The organism is Streptomyces sp. NPDC001493 (assembly GCF_053597235.1).
Genome location: NZ_JBSFHV010000003.1, coordinates 232,270 through 251,449 on the forward strand (window position 1 = coordinate 232,270; position 19,180 = coordinate 251,449).

Annotated in this window: 17 protein-coding genes, 1 tRNA gene and 1 pseudogene; 7 read left to right on the top strand and 12 right to left on the bottom strand. The window is 69.6% G+C overall.

What is annotated here, in order from left to right; translation table 11 throughout:
- Window positions 1–23: 23 nt before the first annotated feature.
- The 6 genes from ACWCWD_RS06585 to ACWCWD_RS06610 all read right to left on the bottom strand — a co-directional run bounded on the left by ACWCWD_RS06585 (window position 24) and on the right by ACWCWD_RS06610 (window position 3,141).
- Window positions 24–860, bottom strand: a complete 837-nt coding sequence (locus ACWCWD_RS06585; RefSeq protein WP_450770671.1) for a hypothetical protein — start codon at window positions 858–860, stop codon at window positions 24–26.
- A complete protein-coding gene (locus ACWCWD_RS06590) occupies window positions 857–1,393 on the bottom strand; it encodes a hypothetical protein (RefSeq protein WP_450770673.1) in 537 nt (178 codons plus the stop codon). Before ACWCWD_RS06590 ends, ACWCWD_RS06585 begins: the two co-directional genes overlap by 4 nt.
- Window positions 1,390–2,151 carry a hypothetical protein gene (locus ACWCWD_RS06595; RefSeq protein WP_450770674.1) on the bottom strand — a complete coding sequence of 254 codons (762 nt, stop codon included), beginning with the start codon at window positions 2,149–2,151 and terminating at the stop codon, window positions 1,390–1,392. The genes ACWCWD_RS06590 and ACWCWD_RS06595 overlap by 4 nt, the downstream gene beginning before the upstream one ends.
- Entirely contained in the window at window positions 2,148–2,579 is a 432-nt protein-coding gene (locus ACWCWD_RS06600) for a hypothetical protein (RefSeq protein ID WP_450770676.1), read from the bottom strand. The genes ACWCWD_RS06595 and ACWCWD_RS06600 overlap by 4 nt, the downstream gene beginning before the upstream one ends.
- Before the next feature lie 89 nt (window positions 2,580–2,668).
- On the bottom strand, window positions 2,669–2,935 hold the full coding sequence (locus ACWCWD_RS06605; protein ID WP_450770678.1) for a hypothetical protein: 267 nt from the start codon (window positions 2,933–2,935) through the stop codon (window positions 2,669–2,671).
- Window positions 2,932–3,141, bottom strand: a complete 210-nt coding sequence (locus ACWCWD_RS06610; protein WP_450770679.1) for a helix-turn-helix domain-containing protein — start codon at window positions 3,139–3,141, stop codon at window positions 2,932–2,934. Before ACWCWD_RS06610 ends, ACWCWD_RS06605 begins: the two co-directional genes overlap by 4 nt.
- 204 nt (window positions 3,142–3,345) lie before the next feature.
- Here ACWCWD_RS06610 and ACWCWD_RS06615 point away from each other — a divergent pair, with 204 nt between their 5' ends.
- The 5 genes and pseudogenes from ACWCWD_RS06615 to ACWCWD_RS06635 all read left to right on the top strand — a co-directional run bounded on the left by ACWCWD_RS06615 (window position 3,346) and on the right by ACWCWD_RS06635 (window position 9,991).
- Window positions 3,346–3,882: a helix-turn-helix domain-containing protein gene (locus ACWCWD_RS06615; protein ID WP_450770681.1), complete on the top strand. Its 537-nt coding sequence runs from the start codon at window positions 3,346–3,348 to the stop codon at window positions 3,880–3,882.
- A gap of 254 nt (window positions 3,883–4,136) precedes the next feature.
- Window positions 4,137–4,250: pseudogene (locus ACWCWD_RS06620) on the top strand (chorismate mutase); the annotation flags it as partial.
- A 114-nt stretch (window positions 4,251–4,364) separates the two neighbouring features.
- A complete protein-coding gene (gene pepN, locus ACWCWD_RS06625; RefSeq protein ID WP_450770685.1) occupies window positions 4,365–6,860 on the top strand; it encodes an aminopeptidase N in 2,496 nt (831 codons plus the stop codon).
- A 282-nt stretch (window positions 6,861–7,142) separates the two neighbouring features.
- Window positions 7,143–8,585: a pyridoxal phosphate-dependent decarboxylase family protein gene (locus tag ACWCWD_RS06630; protein ID WP_450770686.1), complete on the top strand. Its 1,443-nt coding sequence runs from the start codon at window positions 7,143–7,145 to the stop codon at window positions 8,583–8,585.
- A complete protein-coding gene (locus tag ACWCWD_RS06635) occupies window positions 8,582–9,991 on the top strand; it encodes a lysine N(6)-hydroxylase/L-ornithine N(5)-oxygenase family protein (RefSeq protein WP_450770688.1) in 1,410 nt (469 codons plus the stop codon). The genes ACWCWD_RS06630 and ACWCWD_RS06635 overlap by 4 nt, the downstream gene beginning before the upstream one ends.
- Window positions 9,992–10,167: 176 nt before the next feature.
- Here ACWCWD_RS06635 and ACWCWD_RS06640 read toward each other — a convergent pair whose 3' ends face one another.
- Complete coding sequence (locus ACWCWD_RS06640) at window positions 10,168–11,991, bottom strand: bifunctional metallophosphatase/5'-nucleotidase (RefSeq protein WP_450770690.1); 1,824 nt, start codon at window positions 11,989–11,991, stop codon at window positions 10,168–10,170.
- A gap of 377 nt (window positions 11,992–12,368) precedes the next feature.
- Between ACWCWD_RS06640 and pyk the strand changes: the two genes are divergently transcribed.
- Window positions 12,369–13,805, top strand: coding sequence for a pyruvate kinase (gene pyk / locus ACWCWD_RS06645; protein ID WP_450770692.1), 1,437 nt, complete (start codon window positions 12,369–12,371; stop codon window positions 13,803–13,805).
- A 7-nt stretch (window positions 13,806–13,812) separates the two neighbouring features.
- Here pyk and ACWCWD_RS06650 read toward each other — a convergent pair whose 3' ends face one another.
- Entirely contained in the window at window positions 13,813–14,601 is a 789-nt protein-coding gene (locus tag ACWCWD_RS06650) for a helix-turn-helix domain-containing protein (RefSeq protein WP_450770693.1), read from the bottom strand.
- 86 nt (window positions 14,602–14,687) lie between these two features.
- A tRNA-Leu gene (locus tag ACWCWD_RS06655) sits at window positions 14,688–14,770 on the bottom strand.
- A gap of 96 nt (window positions 14,771–14,866) precedes the next feature.
- On the opposite strand from ACWCWD_RS06655, the gene ACWCWD_RS06660 reads away from it, so the two are divergent.
- Window positions 14,867–15,523: an ANTAR domain-containing response regulator gene (locus ACWCWD_RS06660; RefSeq protein ID WP_450770694.1), complete on the top strand. Its 657-nt coding sequence runs from the start codon at window positions 14,867–14,869 to the stop codon at window positions 15,521–15,523.
- A 131-nt stretch (window positions 15,524–15,654) separates the two neighbouring features.
- On the opposite strand, the gene ACWCWD_RS06665 is transcribed toward ACWCWD_RS06660, so the two are convergent.
- From ACWCWD_RS06665 to ACWCWD_RS06675, 3 genes are read right to left on the bottom strand one after another with little or no spacing between them, the layout of a single operon-like run.
- Complete coding sequence (locus ACWCWD_RS06665; protein ID WP_386889372.1) at window positions 15,655–16,371, bottom strand: ABC transporter ATP-binding protein; 717 nt, start codon at window positions 16,369–16,371, stop codon at window positions 15,655–15,657.
- Entirely contained in the window at window positions 16,368–17,369 is a 1,002-nt protein-coding gene (locus ACWCWD_RS06670) for an ABC transporter ATP-binding protein (RefSeq protein WP_450770695.1), read from the bottom strand. Before ACWCWD_RS06670 ends, ACWCWD_RS06665 begins: the two co-directional genes overlap by 4 nt.
- A gap of 5 nt (window positions 17,370–17,374) precedes the next feature.
- Complete coding sequence (locus ACWCWD_RS06675) at window positions 17,375–19,180, bottom strand: branched-chain amino acid ABC transporter permease (protein WP_450770696.1); 1,806 nt, start codon at window positions 19,178–19,180, stop codon at window positions 17,375–17,377.

Consider the following 19,180-nt stretch of genomic DNA (forward strand, 5'->3'; position numbering starts at 1 on the left):
CTCGGCGGCGATCGGGTTCGTCGTCACAGGGCACCGCCCGCCGGGCGCTCGGCCACGGCCGGCGTCGGGTTGGCGGCGACGGTGCGGAGCGCCGTGCACACCTCGTCGACCGGGAGGTAGGCGGCACCCATCAACGCGGCCTTCGCGGTCAACCGCTCCGCGAAGTTGAGGAGCGCGGCAGACGCGGCGTTGGCCTGCGCTGCGGCCAGTTCGGCGATCCGCTTCCGCATCTCGTCGACCTCGGCGCGCGGCGGACTGACCAACCAGCAGTGCCCGGCGTGCTCGGACTGCGCGCAGGTGCACCCACCGTTCTCGGCGGCGGCCTGCTGCGCCTCGTCGCACCACGAGGAGTGCGGGAGGGTGCAGCCCTCGCCGTCGCACCCGTAGGCGAACGCCTCCAACTCGGCGACCCGGTCGAGGAGGAACTGCCTCTCGTTGGCCTGGTCCGGTGCCAGCCACCCGGCGATCTGCGCCCGGGTCTCCGGGGTGAGGACGATCGCGACGGGCCGCCCGTCCTCGGCGATGGCGCCGATGGTCAGCGTCGGCTCGTCCTCGGGTGCGGACTCCATCACTACGTCGAACCGGGACACGACGAGCGGCTCAGGGGCGGCCTTCAACTTGGCCTCGGCCGACTCTGCCCGGCCGCGCCACCGCGCCTTGCCGTTCTTGTGGTGCTGGATCTCGCGGTCGCGGTCGGGGAGCACGAGATTCTCCAGCTCGGCAACCCGGGCCAGCAACGTGTCGCGCTCGTCGATCACCGGGGCGGTGGGCCCGGTGACGCTGTCGAGCAGCTGCTGCGCCTCGGCCGGGGTGCGGCCCGTGGCTAGGAGCGAGCGGCGCACGGTGTCGATGGCGCTCATGCGGTCACCTCGATCACGTCGAGGTGGGTGAGCGCGATGCCGCCGGAGTAGCCCTCGACGATCGCGACCGGGGTGTGGCCGCCGAGCGTCCACGCCTTGCTGGTCGTCCAGGTCGTGAACCCGTCCTCGCCGTACACGCCCGGGTACGCCTTCACGCGGGTGCCCACCGGGAACTTGGCGTTCCACTCGGCGGAGGACAGTTCACCCGTCGGTTCCTGCGTCGGCCGGACCGTGTGGCTGCCGTCGAAGTGGCGGACGATCGTGTTGCCGAACTTCGCGACCACCCGGTCCTTGCCCTCCCCGATCCTCAGACCGGTGATGACGATCGCGCCGTCAGCGTCCTGCTCCCAGAACTGCTTGGCGAACACGCCCGCGTTGTCCAACCAGGTATCGATCTCGTACAGGTTCGCCGGGGTCAGGACCCGGCAGCGGACGCACGAACTGTCGTCGCAGTCGTCGTGGTGGAGCTCCGGGATGAACGGGCGCTCGGCCAGCGTCGCCAGATGGGCGAACAGTTCGTCGCGGGCGCTCATGCCGTCACCGCCGCGCGGGCCTCGGCGTGCAGGTAGCGGGCGTAACCCAAGGCCTCCGGGCGGGAGCCGACCGTGCACTGACGGCGCTTCCCGTCCACGCGCCACCGGACCAGCCACCCACCGGCCGGCTTCCGGTCGAAGCGGATCGCGGTGATGGTGCCCTGCTGGTCCTTCCGGGCGGCGTCGTACACGTCGATGCCCCAGAGGATCGCGTGGCAGGCGAACAGGAACTCCCACGAGAAGTCCTCGAAGGACTGCTCCCACTGATCCGGGATTCGCAGCCGGAAGTCACCGTGGTCGAACGACGCGACCGCGTACTCGGCGGTCCCTCGGTATTCGAGACTGTGGTCGTCGCTGTGCAGGATCTGCGTGGCGACCGCGTCGAGCGCACCCGGGAAGCGGGTCTCGTTCGCCGCAGCCTCCTCCGTGACCCAGGCCCGGAACAGATCCTCGGACCACGCCTTTACGTCACTCCGGCCAGCGGTTACCTTCTCCTGCCAGTAGCCGGGGTTGATGCCGTCGGAGCGCGATCCCTTGAACAGGTCGAACATGTCGGCCGTCGGGTAGATGGAGAACGCGAAGCTGAAGCCGTCGCCGCGCAACATCAGGTTGTGCGGCCAGGTCACCAGGTCGAAGCGGTAGAAGTCGCCCGCCGGGTCGTTGAACACGAGGTGTCGGTACAGGCCGTCCTCGTGGAGCACGGTCATCAGGTGGTTCGGAGTCTCAGCGGCGAACCGTGCCGCGCTTTCGGTGCTCATGCGGCACCGCCCTGCTGCTGCACCGCAGCGGCGGTCGTGGCTGCCATCGCGGTGAGTGCGGCGGCCACCTCGGCGGGAGTGCCGGCGGCGGGCTGCAGGTACGCGGCGATCTCGGCGGCCGGGGCGAAGCAGGTCAGCTTCACCGGGACGTCGGCGACCTCGCCGGAGGCCGTCACCCACGCCGTGTCGCTGTGCTCGGCCGCCACCGGGGCGCCCAGACCAAGGGCGGACCGCCAGGCGGTGAAGCTGTTGAGGTTGCCCTGAATGCTGATCGACAGCTCGTCGCGAGCGTGCGCGAACAGGTGGACCGTCACGGCCGGCAGGCCCGGCATCGTGGCGTGGAGGTACGCGAGGAGCCCGATCGGGCCGGTCTGCGAGCCGAGCGTGGGGCTCGTGGGTTCATTCGGGGTCTGAGATGATGCAGACATGATCTGCCCTTCTCCTTCTGGAGGTTGGTGTGGGTGGATCCGAGGTCGTCCCGGACTGGCGAGTTGCGGGGCGGCCTCATTTGCCGCCGTCAGGCGGCGAAGGGGACGACGGCGGTGCGGTCGTTCTCGCGGCGAAGGTCGTCGGCGGTAAAGGTGATCCGGCCGCCGTCGAGGTGGCAGTGGACTTCGCGGCGGTAGCACTTGCTCTTCAGCACGCGCACGCTCCGGTACGGCAGGAGCTGCAGCTCGACCACCTCCTCGGGGGTCCAGCGCCGGAGCTCCAGCTCCTCGGCGGTACGCGGCGGCAGCGGCGTCGGCCTCTTCTTCCTGATCTGCGTGGGCGCCTTGGCGGTCACGGCAACTCCTCGTGGGTGATGGCGTCGGGTGTGACGTCGAGGGCGGTGGCGATCGTCAGGACGGGCGCGTCGGCCGGATTCCGGATGAGGTTTCTCTCCATGCGGGAGAGGTAGCCCCTGTCCAGGCCCGTCCGCTGCTGCATGACGCGAAGGCTCAGTCGCCGCGCTTCACGGATGGCCCGTATTGCCTGCCCGTTCGGTCTCACACCTCAAATTGAAGCGCACTTTGACTACGCGCGCAAGCATCTTGAGGACCCCTATGCCTCATTTCGAGGTGTCGATGGGGGGCGCACTGGCATATGCACGGCGCAAAATGCAACCCAAAAGGCGCAGATGTGGCGCAGATGCGCAGGTCATGGGCGGGATCTGCGCTTCCCGTGGTTGCACTCAATGCGGCATGATGTGTGCCCATGGACTGGCATGCGCTCGGGCAGGCGCTACAGAGGGCCCGCGAGGCCGCAGGGTGGACGCAGCGCGAGGCTGCGTCCCGGCTCAACGTGGGCTACTCGACGGTGCAGGGCATCGAGCGTGGCATCCCTCGCGCCCGGGTGAGCGCAACCATGCGGTCGTATGCAGCCGCCCTTGGCTGGCCGCGGGGCGCCGTGGAGAACGTGCTTGCGGGAGGTGAGCCGCCGCAGCCCGGGACCGTCGAGTCCATTTCTGTACGGGAGTCGGTCGGCGAGGTGAAGCGCGCCCCGGCGGCGCCAGTCCCGGCAATCGAAGGGCAGTTGCCCCTGCGGATCGTGTCGGACCTCAACGCGCCCGGCGCAGTCCTCGACACTGCAGTCGTCGTTCTCCCTGGCGGCGTGCAGGCGGTGGTCGTACTGAAGGGGCAGGTCGACTCCTCGCCCGAAGAACTCCAGGCTGCGATGGACGCGTGGAAGCGGACATCCCCGCGCCTGCAGGAGTGGCTGCGCGAGGAGCCCCCGGCGGCGGCCGGCGCGTAGAACGCAGAGAAGCGGCCCGCCCCTCAACAGGGGCGGGCCGCTTCTCTGCCTGCTGAGTATGCCCTGACCTGCCCTTTCTCCATGATCATTTAGTGGAGATTTAGTAGCCCACCCGTGGTGCCGAGGGTGTAGTCAGAGTGATCTCAAGGTGTAGCCAAAGTGCACGGGTATGGGGGCAAGGCTGCCGAGCGCCGGACTTTTGCCAGCTCAGATGCCCTCGCCGGAGCTGTCACCTGGGGGCGGGGGAGGGGGTCCAAAAGCTCCTCAACTTCATCGTCGCCGAGGTGATCCGCCACCACGAACGGATCGCGGAGGAGGCGACCGGCGGCGACCGGGCGACCGGGGGCGGCGACCCGCAGGAGGCGTGACCCGCCCCGAAGACCCGGGGATCCCGCCGGGCGGGTGTACGCGCGGACCGCCCGTACACCCGCCCCGGGAGAACCCCGTCGCACGCCCTCGGAGCCGTACGGCAGCATGGAGAAATGTCCGTACTGACGCGCGACGAAGCGCAGACCCGAGCCCGCACCATCGACGTCCAGCGATACACGGTCGACCTCGACCTCACCACCGGCGACGAGACCTTCGGGTCCAGCACCGCCATCCGGTTCACCGCACGCACCGCCGGCGACACGTTCATCGAGCTCAAGCCCGCAGAGCTGCACGCGCTCAGCCTCGACGGACACCCCCTCGACCCGGCCCTCCTCGCCGACGACCGCTACCCCCTCACCGGGCTGACGGCCGGCCCCCACGAGCTCCGCGCCGAAGCCACCATGCGCTATTCGCGCACCGGCGAGGGCATGCACCGCTTCACCGACCCCACCGACGGCGAGAGCTACGTCTACACCCAGCTCTTCCTCGACGACGTGCAGCGCGTCTTCCCCGCCTTCGACCAGCCCGACCTCAAGTCCGTCTTCGAGATCACCGTCACCGCCCCCGACGGCTGGAACGTCCTCGGCAACGGCATCTCCACCCCCACCGGCGACGGCCGTTGGACCATCGCCCCCACCCCCCTCATCTCCACCTACCTCGTCGCCGTCGCCGCGGGCCCCTGGCACTCCGTGACCACCGAGCACGCCGGCATCCCCTTCGGCATCCACTGCCGCCGCTCCCTCGCCCCCTACCTCGACGCCGACGCCGACGAGATCCTCGACATCACCCGCGCCTGCTTCGACCGCTACCACGAGAAGTTCGACGAGCCCTACCCGTTCGACTCCTACGACCAGGCCTTCGTCCCCGAGTTCAACGCCGGCGCCATGGAGAACCCCGGACTCGTCACCTTCCGCGACGAGTTCGTCTACCGCTCCGCCGTCACCGACACCGAACGCCAGACCCGCGCCATGGTCATCTCCCACGAGATGGCCCACATGTGGTTCGGCGACCTCGTCACCCTCAGCTGGTGGGACGACATCTGGCTCAACGAGTCCTTCGCCGAATACATGGGCTACCAGACCATCGCCGAAGCCACCCGCTTCACCGACACCTGGGTCGACTTCGGCGTCGCCCGCAAGGGCTGGGGATACGACGCCGACCAGCGCCCCTCCACCCACCCCGTCGCCCCCGACCCCGCCGCCGTCCCCGACACCGCCTCCGCGCTCGTCAACTTCGACGGCATCTCCTACGCCAAGGGCGCCTCCGCACTCCGCCAACTCGTCACCTGGATCGGCGAGAAGGACTTCCTCGCCGGCATCAACGCCCACTTCGCCCGCCACAAGTTCGCCAACGCCGGCCTCGCCGACTTCATCGACAACCTCGCCTCCGCCACCGACCGCGACGTCCACGGCTGGGCCGACACCTGGCTGCGCACCACCGGCCCCGACACCCTCACCGCCCGCGTCGACGACCGCGGCAACGAGTGGACCCTCGCCGTCGACCACCTCGGCAGCCGCCCCCACCGCATCGCCGTCGGCCTCTACGACCACGAACTCGGCACCGGCCCCGACCGCCTCGTCCTGCGCGACCGCCTCGAAGTCGACGTCCCCGGCACCGGCGAACCCCTCACCCTCCCCGGCCGGCGCCCCGTCCTCGTCGTCCCCAACGACCAGGACCTCACCTACGCCAAGGTCCGGCTCGACCCCGACTCCTGGACAGCCGTCGAGCACGGCCTCTCCGGCATCCCCGACCCCCTCACCCGCGCCGTCATCTGGAACACCGCCCGCGACATGGTCCGCGACGGCGACCTCCACCCCACCGCCCACCTCACCCTCGCCCGCACCCACCTCCCGCACGAGACCGACCTCGCCCTCGTCCAGGGCGTCCTCGGCTTCGCCGCCCTCCTCACCGACCGCTACCTCACCCCCGAAGAGCGCCCCGCCGCCCTCGCCACCCTCACCGACCTCTGCCGCGACCTCGTCCGCCGCACCGAGGACGGCAGCAACCCCGGACTGCGCCTCGTCGCCGTACGCCACCTCGTCGACGCCGCCACCCAGCCCGACACCCTCCAGCAGTGGCTCGCCGACGGCACCGCACCCGGCGGCCCCGAACTCGACCCCGAACTGCGCTGGCGCGTCCTCACCCGCCTCGCCGTCCTCGGCGCCACCGACGAGACCGCCATCGCCGCCGAACTCGCCCAGGACCCCAGCGCCGCAGGCCAGGAAGGCGCCGCCCGCTGCCGCGCCGCCCTGCCCGACCCCGGTGCCAAGGCCGCCGCCTGGCAGTCCCTGTTCCACGACGACACCCTGTCCAACTACCTCTTCACCGCCACCGCCCAAGGCTTCTGGCAGCCCGAACAGACCGACCTCACCCGCGACTACGTCGCCCGCTACTACCCCGACGCCGCCGCCCTCGCCGCCCGCCGGGGCCCCGCCATCGCCACCGCCGCCGGCCGATCCGCGTTCCCCGTGTACGACGTGGACGCCGACGCCCTCGCGCTCGGCCACCGCGCCCTGGAGGACACGACCCTCACCCCCGCCCTCCGGCGCAAGCTCATCGACGAACTCGACGACCTGCGCCGCGCCCTGGCCGTACGCGACGCCCACTGACCTTCCGCACCACCCGCGCCCGGCACCCCTCCACCCGGGAGGTGCCGGGCGCCTTCATGTCCGGATGCGCTCGTGAACCACCGTATTGGCATGGACAGTTGGTGGTGAGAGTGCACGCCGTGCGTACCTCCGCCACCCCTCGGTACGTACCCGATCGGCTCGAACTCTCGTACAGGGATGGGGAATACGTACGCGTGCGCCGCGACACACGCCCATACCCCTTTAAGGTCGGCATCGTTGGACCGGGCGGCCCAACCACAACCCGAACAAAGAGACGCCCGCATGTCCACCGCCACCACACCAACGAAGGGGCAGCCCACACCCATGTCCTCCACCCCACCCCTCGCCGGCGGCACCACGGGCCCCGACCACCTCCGCCCCCTCCTCGACACCGTCCTCGCCGCCCTCCACGAAGGCGCCACCCGCCGCGCCGGCCCCCTCCCCGCCGGCGGCCCCACCGCCACCACCGCCCGCACCCGCCACGCCATCGGCACACTCCTCCCCGACGAAGGCACCGGCGCCCACCACGCACTGCGCACCCTCGTCACCGCCCTCGCCGAAGGCGCGGCCGACCCCGCACACCCCCACTGCGCCGCTCACCTCCACACCCCGCCCCTCGCCCTCGCCACAGCCGCCGACCTCGCCGCCTCCGCCCTCAACCCCTCCATGGACTCCTGGGACCAGGCACCCGCCGCCACCACCCTCGAAGCCGAACTCACCGACACCCTCGCCCGCGAGATCTACCCCCACCACCCCCACCCCGACGCCGTCATCACCACCGGCGGCACCGAAGCCAACCAACTCGCCCTCCTCCTCGCCCGCGAACGCCACGGCCCCGTCCAGACCATCCACGCCACCAACGCCCACCACAGCATCACCCGCGCCGCCTGGCTCCTCGGCCTCCCCGCACCCCACGTCGTCCCCGCCCCCACCGGCACCATGGACCTCACCGCCCTCCACCACGCCCTCACCACCACCCCCGGCCCCCACCTCGTCACCGCCACCGCCGGCACCACCGACAGCGGCGCCATCGACCCCCTCACCGACATCGCCGACCTCTGCGACACCCACGGCGCCGAACTCCACATCGACGCCGCCTACGGCGGAACCCTCCTCCTCAGCCCCACCCACCGCGCCAAGGTCCACGGCCTCCACCGCGCCCACAGCGTCACCCTCGACCTCCACAAACTCGGCTGGCAGCCCGCCCCCGCCGGCATACTCGCCGTCCCCGACCACCACCACCTCTCACCCCTCCACCACCTCGCCCCCTACCTCAACGCCGACGACGACACCGAAGCCGGCATCCCCGACACCCTCGGCCGCTCCCTGCGCACCACCCGACGGGCCGACGCCCTCAAAATCGCCGTCACCCTCCAAGCCCTCGGCCGCGACGGCCTCGCCGACCTCATCGACCGCACCCTCGCCGCCGCCCACCACCTCGCCGGCCTCATCACCCGCACCCCCGGCCTCGAACTCCACGCACCCCCCACCATCAGCACCGTCCTCTTCCGCCCCACCGACGCCGACGACCGCACCGTCGCCACCCTCCGCCGCGCCCTTCTCGACCAGGGCCACGCCGTCCTCGGCCGCGCCCACGCCGACGACCGGCTCTGGCTCAAAGCCACCCTCCTCAACCCCCGCACCACCCCCGCCGACCTCACCACCCTCCTCGCCCACGTCACCCGCCTCAGCGCCCACCTCACGGAAGGCTGCACCCACCGATGACCGACCGCACCACCCCCGCCACCGGCCGGCCCCACGACCTCATCGGCATCGGCATCGGCCCCTTCAACCTCTCCCTCGCCGCCCTCGCCCACAACCTCCACCCCACCCCACTCACAACCGCCTTCTACGACCAACGCCCCGACTTCCACTGGCACCCCGGCCTCCTCATCGAAGGCGCCACCCTCCAAGTCCCCTTCCTCGCCGACCTCGTCACCCTCGCCGACCCCACCAGCCCCTGGACCTTCCTCAACTACCTCCGCACCCGCGACCGCCTCTACCCCTTCTACTTCGCCGAGCGCTTCCACATCCAACGCGCCGAATACGACGCCTACTGCCGCTGGGTCACCCACCAACTCCCCGGACTCCACTTCGGCCACCACGTCGACGCCATCCGCTGGAACCCCGAACGCGCCCTCTTCGAAGTCGACTTCACCCAACTCGACCCCGACGGAGAGACCGAAGCCCTCGGCCGCGCCCACACCCGCCACCTCGCCCTCGGCGTCGGCACCGCACCCCACGTCCCCGCACCCCTCGAACCCCTCGCCGCATCCGACGACGCCCCCGTCATCCACTCCAGCGCCTACCTCGACCACCGCGAGGAACTCCTCGGAGCCGGACACGTCACCGTCATCGGCTCAGGACAGTCCGGCGCCGAGATCTTCCTCGACCTGCTGCGCGCCCGCCCCCACGGCCACGAAAAACTCCACTGGCTCGCCCGCACCCCCGCGTTCGCCCCGATGGAATACTCCAAACTCGGCCTCGAACACTTCACCCCCGACTACACCCGCTACTTCCACGGACTCCCCGAACAGACCCGCGACGGCCTCGTCACCCGGCAGTGGCAGCTCCACAAGGGCATCGACACCGACACCATCGCCGCCATCCACGACGAGCTCTACCGCCGCACCCTCCACGGCGGCTGGCCCGACGCCACCCTCACCCCCGGCGTCGCCGTACGCACCGCAGGACGCCTCGCCGACAAGCGCGTCGAACTCCACCTCGAACACATCGAGCAGGGCACCCGCACCCGCCACACCACCGACGCCGTCGTCCTCGCCACCGGCTACCGCGAACGCCCCCTCGACACCCTCCTCGGCGCCCTCGCCCCCCACATCCGCCGCGACGCCGCCGGCCGCCCCCGGGTCGACCTCCACCACCGCCTCGAACTCGACCCCGCCATCACCGGCAACATCTACGTCCAGAACGCCGAACGCCACACCCACGGAGTCGGCGCCCCCGACCTCGGCCTCGCCGCCCACCGCAGCGCCACCATCCTCAACCACCTCACCGGCACCACCCCCTACCCGCTCCCCGACCGCACCGCCTTCACCACCTTCGGCCTCACCCCCCACCCCGCCGTCCCCCCGCAGCACACCCCCCGCGCCCCCGTACGCCAGGACACCTGACCCGCGCCGGAGCACACCGACGACCCGCGTCAGGGCACACGAAAGGGCGGCCACCCCGACCCGAAAGCCGGAGCGACCGCCCCACACATCTCGTACGACGTACGGACAGTCCTGCGAACGGACAGTCCTATGCGCGGACAGTCCTACGTGGTGACAGTCCTACGTACGGACAGCGCCTAGAAAACCGGCACGCCGTCCCGCGTCAGACGCCAGCCGACCGTGGCGAACTCCGCCGGGTCGATCTCGCCCTTCGCCGTCACCCAGGCGATGATCGTGTTCCGGATCTCGTCCGAGTTCGCCCACACCTGCTGCGCGGCCGGAACGTGCGGGAAGTTGCCGCCACCGCTGGCCCGGTAGTTGTTCACCGCCAGCACGAACTTCGCGGCCGGGTCGATCGCCGCACCCTCGAACGACAGCCCGACGATCCGCGAACCCACCGGCTTCGCGATGTCGATGTCGTACGTCACGCCCGACAGCGCGTCGTAGTTGTAGTCCGGCGTGCCGCCCGCGTTCGTCAGCTTCGACGTGTCCACCGCGGCACCCGCCGCCGTCTGCACGTAGTACTGGGCCGAGAACTCCAGGTAGTCCTTCACCTGGGCGCCCGTGATGACCCGAGCCTCCAGCGTGTTCTCGAACGGGTACAGACCCGCCGCGTCCTTGATCGTGACGTCGCCCGCCGGGATCGAGGCCGTACGCGAGAAGCACGACGCCTGCGACAGCACCGGCAGCGACGCGAACTCCCCGCCCGCCAGCGCCGCCTTCACCGTCTCCGCCTGGACCTGGTTGATCAGGTCGATGATCGGCTCGTCCTTCCACGGCGCGCTCACCGTGGACATCGCCGACACCGACGTACCGATGACCTGGTTCACATAGGCCACCACCTTCGCGTGCTCGTCCTTCAGGAGCCGCGTGATCTTCTTGTCCTCGGCGGCCGTGTTGGAGTTCAGCACCTGGGCGCCGACCTTCTCCACCGTCCAGCGGCCCTTCTCCCACACCAGGTCGAAGTCGAACAGCGTCAGACGCTGACCCCACTTCGCCGGCTCCGAGAGCACGACCTGCTTGCCCGTCTGCTTGTTCGTCACGAAGTACTCGGGAATGTCCGAGTGCGCGTGACCCACCAGGATCGCGTCGATCCCCGGCACCTGCTCCGCCACCAGACCGGCCGCGTTCTCCACGTACGGGAGCTGGTCGCCGTACGACGACGTGCCCGACGTACCCGAGTGCGCCGAGACGATCACGACGTCCGCGCCCATCGAGCGGAGCTTCGGCACCCAGTGGGCGGCCTGCTCCTCAAGACCCGGGAACACCATCTTCCCGCTCACGTTCGCCTTGTCCCAGATCGCGATGCCCGGGTTGGTCAGACCCAGCACCGCCACCCGCACGTCCTTGCCGTGCGGCGTCCGCACCTTCTTGATCACGTACGGGGCGAACGCCGGCTTCAGCGTCTTCGCGTCCAGCGCGTTCGCGCCGAGCAGCGGGAAGTCGCACTGCTCCTCGAACTTCCGCAGCACGGGAATGCCGTAATTGAACTCGTGATTTCCGAGCGCCGCCGCGTCATAACCGATCGCGTTCATCGCCTGCGCCATCGGGTGCACCGGGCCGCGCTTGGCGGTGATCGGGTCGATCTTCGCGTAGTAGTACGAAAGCTGGGTGCCCTGGATGGTGTCACCGGCGTCGATCAGCAGCGTGTTGCCACGCCCCCGCTCCTTGCGGATCTGGTCCACCATCGTCGAGATCTTCGCCAGACCGACGTCGTTGTGCGCGGCGTCGTCGTACTCCTTGTCCGTGAAGTAGTCCCAGTTGAAGACATTGCCGTGCATGTCCGTCGTGCCCATGACGGTGAACGAGTACCGCTTCTCGTGGCTCTCGCCGTGCCCGTGACCCTGAGCGTGGCCCGAAGGCGCGGCCTGGGCCTCTCCCGCGACAAGTCCGCCCGCCAGAGCGACACCCGCACCTGCGGCTGCCGAACGGCCCAGAAACGTCCTGCGGTTCAACGGCATCTTTCTTGACTCCTCGTTCACTCGGACGACGCGTGCGACCGGCGCCCAGCCGGGTCGTTCCGCGTTCATGACGCGCGTAGATTCTGACGCACTCGGCGCATACAGAACACCCTGTTCACATTTCGATCTGGTGACTGTCTGCGCACGAACATCTGTCCCTGACGGAACATCCGGTCGATTATCAGCTCTCCTGGACACCCCGAAGTCCACCCGAAGAGCCGGGACCACCTCCGGAGCAGTACTCCGCACACCGGAAAACGCTCGTCGGAGCGACCCCGTGCCCAATTCGACACTTGTCAACATCCCTTAACCGAAAGGACGTTGGACAGTCATGCCGAGCCAATTACCTACCCGTAGGTAAGGTCTAGGCTCGAACCATGCGCCGAGCGAAAATCGTCTGCACCCTGGGACCCGCGACCGACTCGTACGACCAGATCAAAGCCCTGGTCGAAGCGGGAATGGACGTCGCCCGCTTCAACCTCAGCCACGGCAGTTACGCCGAGCACGAACAGCGGTACCACCACGTCCGCAAAGCCTCCGAGGAGACCGGCCGCAGCGTCGGCGTCCTCGCCGACCTCCAAGGCCCGAAGATCCGCCTCGGACACTTCGGCGAAGGCCCCGTACTCCTCGAACGCGGAGACACCTTCACCATCACCGTCGAGCCCCTCGCCGACGGCGACAAGAACATCTGCGGCACCACCTACGACGGCCTCGCCGCCGACGTCACCCCCGGCGAACGCATCCTCGTCGACGACGGCCGCGTCGCACTCCAGGTGACCGCCGTCGACGGCCCCCACGTCCGCACCACCGTCCTCGAAGGCGGCGTCGTCTCCGACCACAAGGGCCTCAACCTCCCCGGCGTCGCCGTCTCCGTCCCCGCCCTCTCCGAGAAGGACATCGACGACCTCCGCTGGGCCCTGCGCATCGGCGCCGACGTCATCGCCCTCTCCTTCGTACGCAGCGGAAAGGACATCGACGACGTCCACCGCGTCATGACCGAGGAAGGCCGCCGCCTCCCCGTCATCGCCAAGGTCGAGAAACCCCAGGCCGTCGAGAACATCGACGGCATCGTCGCCGCCTTCGACGGCATCATGGTCGCCCGCGGCGACCTCGGCGTCGAAATGCCCCTGGAACAGGTCCCGATCGTCCAGAAGCGCGCCGTCAAACTCGCCAAACGCAACGCCAAACCCGTCATCGTCGCCACCCAGATGCTCGACTCGATGATCGACAACTCCCGCCCCACCCGCGCCGAAGCCTCCGACGTCGCCAACGCGATCATCGACGGCACCGACGCGGTGATGCTCTCCGGCGAGACCAGCGTCGGCAAATACCCCATCGAAACCGTGCGCACCATGTCCCGCATCGTCGAAGCCGCCGAAGAAGACATCCTCGCCAAGGGACTGCCACCCCTCACCGACCGGAACAAGCCCCGCACCCAGGGCGGCGCCGTCGCACGCGCCGCCGCCGAAATGGGCGACTTCCTCGGCGCGAAATTCCTCGTCGCCTTCACCCAGAGCGGCGACACCGCCAAACGGCTCTCCCGCTACCGCTCACCCATCCCCCTCCTCGCCTTCACCCCCGACGCCGCCACCCACGCCCAGCTCAACCTCACCTGGGGCGTCGAAACCTTCCTCGGCCCGCACGTCGAATCCACCGACGCCATGGTCGCCCAGGTCGACGAGGAACTCCTGCGCATCGGCCGCTGCTCCAAGGGCGACGTCATCGTCATCACCGCCGGCTCCCCGCCCGGCGTCGCGGGCTCCACCAACCTGGTCCGCGTGCACCACGTGGGCGAGGACGACAGCCCGAAGTAGCCCGCTCTCAGTATTTCGGCCCGACGTGCGCGTCCATGAGCGCGACGGACGCCCGTCGGGCGACGGAGACGTTGTACCGCCGCCCCGACCGCGTGCAGTGCTTCCACTCCACTCCGAGCACGTCCAGCGTGTCCGTGTAGAGCCGCCGGATGTCGTCCGAGACGTTGGTGAACCAGTACCGCGGGTATTCGTACCGCTTCACCGCCCCGCCGACCGTCCGGGTGGTCCAGTTCGTGATGCGGCAACCGTCCGAGTGGACCAGCCCGCGCACCAGCTCCCAGGGGTGCGCGGCGACGATCTCCCGCTGCCAGGGAGCGAGGGCGATACGGCGCTCGTGCTTCTTGCCGGGGCCGTGCTGGGGGAAGAGGCAGGGCAGGTGCTTGGAGTAGACCTTGATGTTGTGGCACCCGGTCTTCCGGACCCGGCAGGTGGTGTTCTCGGGAAACACCCTGCGCATCGCGGCCTCGGCCGCATCCTGCAGACCCGGCCACGCGTCGTCGAGGGTGACGATGAGGCTGGTCACGCGGTGCGAGGGGGCCTGGCTGATGTGCCCGTCGCCCAGATACAGGCCCAGGAGATAGGTGTACGCGACGGTGTCGAGCGGTGTGCCGTCGCACCGATGACACCTCGGTGCGTGCCGTCCCGGGCACTCACCCCGTCGGGCGCGGTCCGTGTGCTTCCAGTAGCTGATGGTGCCCGCGGGTACGCCGAGCTTCCTGGCGACGTCGGCGTTCCTGGCGCCACCCCGTAGCAGGGTCAGCGCGGCGTGCCGGATCTCCGAACTGTGGACATTCATCCCACCACGATCAGTCGCGGTGGCTGCCGCCGGACATGAAAAAGCGGATGTTCACGAGAAGGTGAACATCCGCTTGCACATCCGCGTGCCGAGTGCGGGATTCGAACCCGCAAGCCCTTTCGGGCAGATGTGTTTGAGACATCCGTGTATGCCATTCCACCAACCCGGCCAGGGTTACTGCCGAGGAGTGTACCGGGTAACCGCCCTCGCGCGCTGCTAGGTAGGCTCTTGGGAGCAGTACCCCTGTCCTTAACGAGGAGCCCCCGTGACCACGCCCGAGTCGCCCGAGCCCGCAGACGCCGTCGACGACGACAAGTCGCACGTTCCGCCGCTGACGACCCGCGTCGTCATCGCCGAGGACGAAGCGCTCATCCGCCTGGACCTCAAGGAAATGCTGGAGGAAGAGGGGTACGCGGTCGTCGGAGAGGCCGGAGACGGCCAGCAGGCCGTCGAGCTGGCCCGCGAGCACAAGCCCGACCTGGTCATCCTCGACGTCAAGATGCCGGTGCTCGACGGGATCTCCGCGGCCGAGAAGATCTCCGAGGAGTCCATCGCCCCCGTCCTCATGCTCACCGCGTTCTCCCAGCGCGACCTGGTGGAGCGTGCCCGCGACGCCGGGGCGATGGCGTACCTGGTGAAGCCGTTCAGCAAGAGCGACGTCGTCCCCGCGATCGAGATGGCGGTGTCCCGCTTCGCCGAGCTGCGGGCGCTGGAGAACGAGGTCGCGGACCTGGCGCAGCGGCTGGAGACGCGGAAGCTGGTCGACCGGGCGAAGAGCATCCTGCAGACCGACTACGGCCTCTCCGAGCCGGCCGCGTTCCGCTGGATCCAGAAGACGTCGATGGACCGGCGGCTGTCCATGCAGCAGCTGGCCGAGGCGCTGATCGCGGACGCCGAGGAGAAGAAGAAGGCCGCCGAGTAGCGGCTCGTCCTTCTCCGTTCCGTACGCCTCTGCGCGCACGCTTTCCGTGCGCTTCGGTACGCCACAGGGCCCGCACTCCGATCGCTCGGGGTGTGGGCCCTGTGGCGTGGATGCGCGTACGTGCGCGGGGGTCAGTCCTCGCCGAGGTAGGCCTTGCGGACCGACTCGTCGTGCAGGAGGTCGGCTCCGGTGCCGGAGAGGACGATCCTGCCGATCTCCATGACATGGCCCTGGTCCGCGAGGGAGAGGGCCGCCTGGGCGTTCTGCTCGACCAGGAGGATCGTCGTACCGGAGGCCCGGAGTTCGACGATGGTCTCCATGATCTTCTGCATCATGATCGGGGAGAGTCCCATGGAGGGCTCGTCGAGCATGAGGAGCTTGGGCCGGGACATCAGGGCGCGTCCCATGGCGAGCATCTGCTGCTCGCCGCCCGAGAGGGTTCCGGCGGACTGCCTGCGGCGCTCCCCGAGGATGGGGAAGAGGTCGTAGGCGCGCTGGACGTCCTGTTCGATGCCCGCCTTGTCGCTGCGCAGGTAGGCGCCGAGGAGGAGGTTCTCGGCGATCGTCAGCCGGGGGAAGATGTGGCGTCCCTCGGGGGAGTGGGCGAGGCCGAGGGCGACGATCTTGTGGGCGGGGACGTCGGTGAGGGGTTTCCCGTCGAAGAGGATGCGCCCGCCGGCCGGCTTGATGAGCCCGGAGAGGGTGCGCAGCGTCGTGGTCTTTCCGGCGCCGTTGGTGCCGATGAGGGTGACGACCTGGCCGGCTTCGACGCTGAAGGAGATGCCTTTGACGGCCTCGATCTTGCCGTAGGCGACGCGGAGGTCCTCGACTTCCAGGAGCGCGGTCATGAGGTTTCCTCCTCGGCGGTGGTGCTCTCCGCGGCTGCGCCCGCCGTGGTCGTGGCTGCGGTCGTGCTGTCGGCGGTCGTGCTGTCCGCGGGGGTGTTGTGGCCGGTCGTGCTGTCCGCGGGGGTGTTGTGGCCGGCTCCGGCTTCGGCGGCCTCGACCTCGGCGACCTCGTCGGCGCCGGGGGCTCCTTCGAAGGGGGTGCCGAGGTAGGCGGCGATGACGCGTTCGTCGCCCTGGACGGTGCTGGGGGTGCCTTCGACGAGTTTCTCGCCCTGGACGAGGCAGGCGACGCGGTCGCAGAGGTTGAAGATGAAGCGCATGTCGTGCTCGATGACGAGTACGGCGATGCCCTGGTCGCGGATGGCGAAGATGAGCTCTTCGGTGACGCGGGTTTCCTGCGGGTTCATGCCGGCGGTGGGCTCGTCGAGGAGGAGGAGTCCGGGGTCGCTGGCGAGGGCGCGCGCGATTTCCAGCTTGCGCTGTTCCCCGTAGGGGAGGTTGCGTGCGAGGTGGTCGGCCTTGTGGGCGAGGCCGATGAACTCCAGGAGTTCCATGGAGCGTTCGCGGCTGGCCTTCTCGGCGCGGGTGTGGCTGGGGAGGCGCAGCAGGGCGGACCAGAGTCCGTCGTCGGTGCGGGTGTGGCGGCCGACGAGGACGTTTTCCAGGACGGTCATGTTGGCGAAGAGCCGGATGTTCTGGAAGGTGCGGGCGATGCCTGCCTGGGTGACGAGGTGGGGTTTGGGCGGCAGGACGGTGCCCTTGTAGCTGACCTTGCCCTCGGTGGGGACGTAGAGGCCGGTGAGGCAGTTGAAGAAGGTGGTTTTTCCGGCGCCGTTGGGGCCGATGAGGCCGACGATCTCGCCGCTGTCGACGGTGAGGGAGACGTCGCGTACGGCGGTGAGGCCGCCGAAGCGCATGGTCACGCCGGTGGCGTCGAGGACGGTGGTGCGGGTGGTGGGGGTCGCGGAGTCTTCGGTGGTGTTCGTGGTGGTGGTCATGGTGGTCACGCCCCCGCTTTGGCGATGCCGGCGCCGGTGTCCTCGGACTGCCGTGGTTCGGGTACGTCGGGCTGGTCGTTCAGGGTGCTCGCGGTGTCGGCGTCGGACTCGTGGAATTCGAGTTGCTTCCTGCGGTCGGCGATGAGGCCTTCGGGGCGGAAGCGCATCAGCAGGATGAGTGCGATGCCGAAGAGGAGGAGCTGGTAGTCCTGCATGAACTGGAGCTTGGCCGGGATGAGGTAGAGGAGCGCGGCGCCGACGAAGGGTCCGCTGAGGGTGCCCATGCCGCCGAGGATGACGGCGGCGAGGAGGAAGGCGGAGTTCGGGGGTACGGCGCCGGCGAACTGGTACTGCTCGGGCGTCACGGTGTAGTTGACGTGGGCCTGGACGGTCCCGGCGAGGCCGGCGAGGGTGGCGCCGAGGGCGAAGGCGAGCAGCTTGAGCCTGAAGGCGTTGATGCCCATGGCGGTGGCGGCGGTCTCGTCCTCGCGGATGGCGACCCAGGCGCGGCCGATGCGGGAGTCGCCGGAGCGGCGGAAGACGAGGATGACGACGGCGGTGACGAGGAGCATCAGCAGGAAGTAGTTGGCGGACCTGCTGAGGCTGAAGGGGCCGATGTCGTGGCTCTCCCCGAAGGCGAACCCGAAGAGGTCGAGGTCGGGGATGGAGGGGATGCCCTGGGAGCCGTTGGTGAGGTCGGGTCCGCTGTTGCCGTTGAGGTTGTTGACGGTGACGCGGAAGATCTCTCCGAAGCCGAGGGTGACGATGGCGAGGTAGTCGCCGCGCAGCCGCAGGGTGGGGGCGCCGATGAAGACGCCGAAGATCAGGGAGACGCCTGCTCCGGTGAGGGCCGCTGCCCAGAACGGGAAGTGGATGCCGATCGCGGAGGCGGACGCGCCGGAGACGAGAGCGGAGGTGTAGGCGCCGACGCCGAGGAAGGCGACGTATCCGAGGTCGAGAAGGCCCGCGAGGCCGACGACGACGTTGAGGCCCAGGGCGACGGCCGCGAAGATGAGGATGTTCGTGCCGATGAGCGTGAATTCCCCGGTGGACTGCGTGAAGGGGAAGCAGAAGGCGGCGAGGAGTGCGGCGGTGAGGGTGACGTTGCGGTGTTTGACCGTCAGCGCGGTGAGGCGGCCGATGAGGCCGGCGCGGTGCAGGGCGGTGAAGCCGAAGGCGAAGGTGAGCAGCGAGCCGATGAAGAGCTCGGTGTACTCGGTGTCGATGATGAACGAGAAGAGGTAGAGGGCGAGGCCGAAGGAGGTGGCGATGATGAGGATTTCGGCCCAGGAGGGGAGTTCGCGGGCGCGGGCCGGGGCGGGGGCGGTCAGGCTGTTGCGGAGGACGGCGAGGCCGCTGGGGTTGTCGCCGGCGAGCGCCTGGTCGGCGGGGAGGCCGAAGGCGGCGAGTGTGGCGATGAGCGCACCGGCGAGGCTGACCCAGGCTCCGGGTTCGAGGTTGACGACGCCGCCGAGGTCGACGGTGATGGCGCCGACGGTGTAGCCGGTGGTGGCGAGGACGGCGAGTGCGGCGTAGCGCACGGAGGTGTTGGTGCCGCCGGGGGTGAGCCAGCGGAGTCCTCGGAGGCCGTATCCGGAGAGGGTGAGGAGGAGGGTGACGAGGGAGCCGACGAGGGTGAGGAGCTGGAGGCCGCCGGGGTAGCCGGTGACGGTGAGGTCGCCGGGGAACTCGTCGGTCCAGGTCCAGGCGAGGAAGGTGCCTGCGAGGGCGATGGCCGTGCCGGCGGTGGTGAGGGCGCGGGCGGTCGCGGGGGGCAGGTTGAGGGGCGCGCGGTTGGTGTGTGTGGTCAT

Excerpts from the sequence above, each read along its gene's own strand:
- ACWCWD_RS06635 (WP_450770688.1), top strand. The coding sequence starts at position 8,582 with ATGACCGACCGCACCACCCCCGCCACCGGCCGGCCCCACGACCTCATC.
- ACWCWD_RS06590 (WP_450770673.1), bottom strand. The coding sequence starts at position 1,393 with ATGAGCGCCCGCGACGAACTGTTCGCCCATCTGGCGACGCTGGCCGAG.
- pyk (WP_450770692.1), top strand. The coding sequence starts at position 12,369 with ATGCGCCGAGCGAAAATCGTCTGCACCCTGGGACCCGCGACCGACTCG.
- ACWCWD_RS06670 (WP_450770695.1), bottom strand. The coding sequence starts at position 17,369 with ATGACCACCACCACGAACACCACCGAAGACTCCGCGACCCCCACCACC.
- pepN (WP_450770685.1), top strand. The coding sequence starts at position 4,365 with ATGTCCGTACTGACGCGCGACGAAGCGCAGACCCGAGCCCGCACCATC.
- ACWCWD_RS06675 (WP_450770696.1), bottom strand. The coding sequence starts at position 19,180 with ATGACCACACACACCAACCGCGCGCCCCTCAACCTGCCCCCCGCGACC.
- ACWCWD_RS06600 (WP_450770676.1), bottom strand. The coding sequence starts at position 2,579 with ATGTCTGCATCATCTCAGACCCCGAATGAACCCACGAGCCCCACGCTC.
- ACWCWD_RS06630 (WP_450770686.1), top strand. The coding sequence starts at position 7,143 with ATGTCCACCGCCACCACACCAACGAAGGGGCAGCCCACACCCATGTCC.
- ACWCWD_RS06665 (WP_386889372.1), bottom strand. The coding sequence starts at position 16,371 with ATGACCGCGCTCCTGGAAGTCGAGGACCTCCGCGTCGCCTACGGCAAG.
- ACWCWD_RS06585 (WP_450770671.1), bottom strand. The coding sequence starts at position 860 with ATGAGCGCCATCGACACCGTGCGCCGCTCGCTCCTAGCCACGGGCCGC.
- ACWCWD_RS06615 (WP_450770681.1), top strand. The coding sequence starts at position 3,346 with ATGGACTGGCATGCGCTCGGGCAGGCGCTACAGAGGGCCCGCGAGGCC.
- ACWCWD_RS06650 (WP_450770693.1), bottom strand. The coding sequence starts at position 14,601 with ATGAATGTCCACAGTTCGGAGATCCGGCACGCCGCGCTGACCCTGCTA.
- ACWCWD_RS06595 (WP_450770674.1), bottom strand. The coding sequence starts at position 2,151 with ATGAGCACCGAAAGCGCGGCACGGTTCGCCGCTGAGACTCCGAACCAC.
- ACWCWD_RS06640 (WP_450770690.1), bottom strand. The coding sequence starts at position 11,991 with ATGCCGTTGAACCGCAGGACGTTTCTGGGCCGTTCGGCAGCCGCAGGT.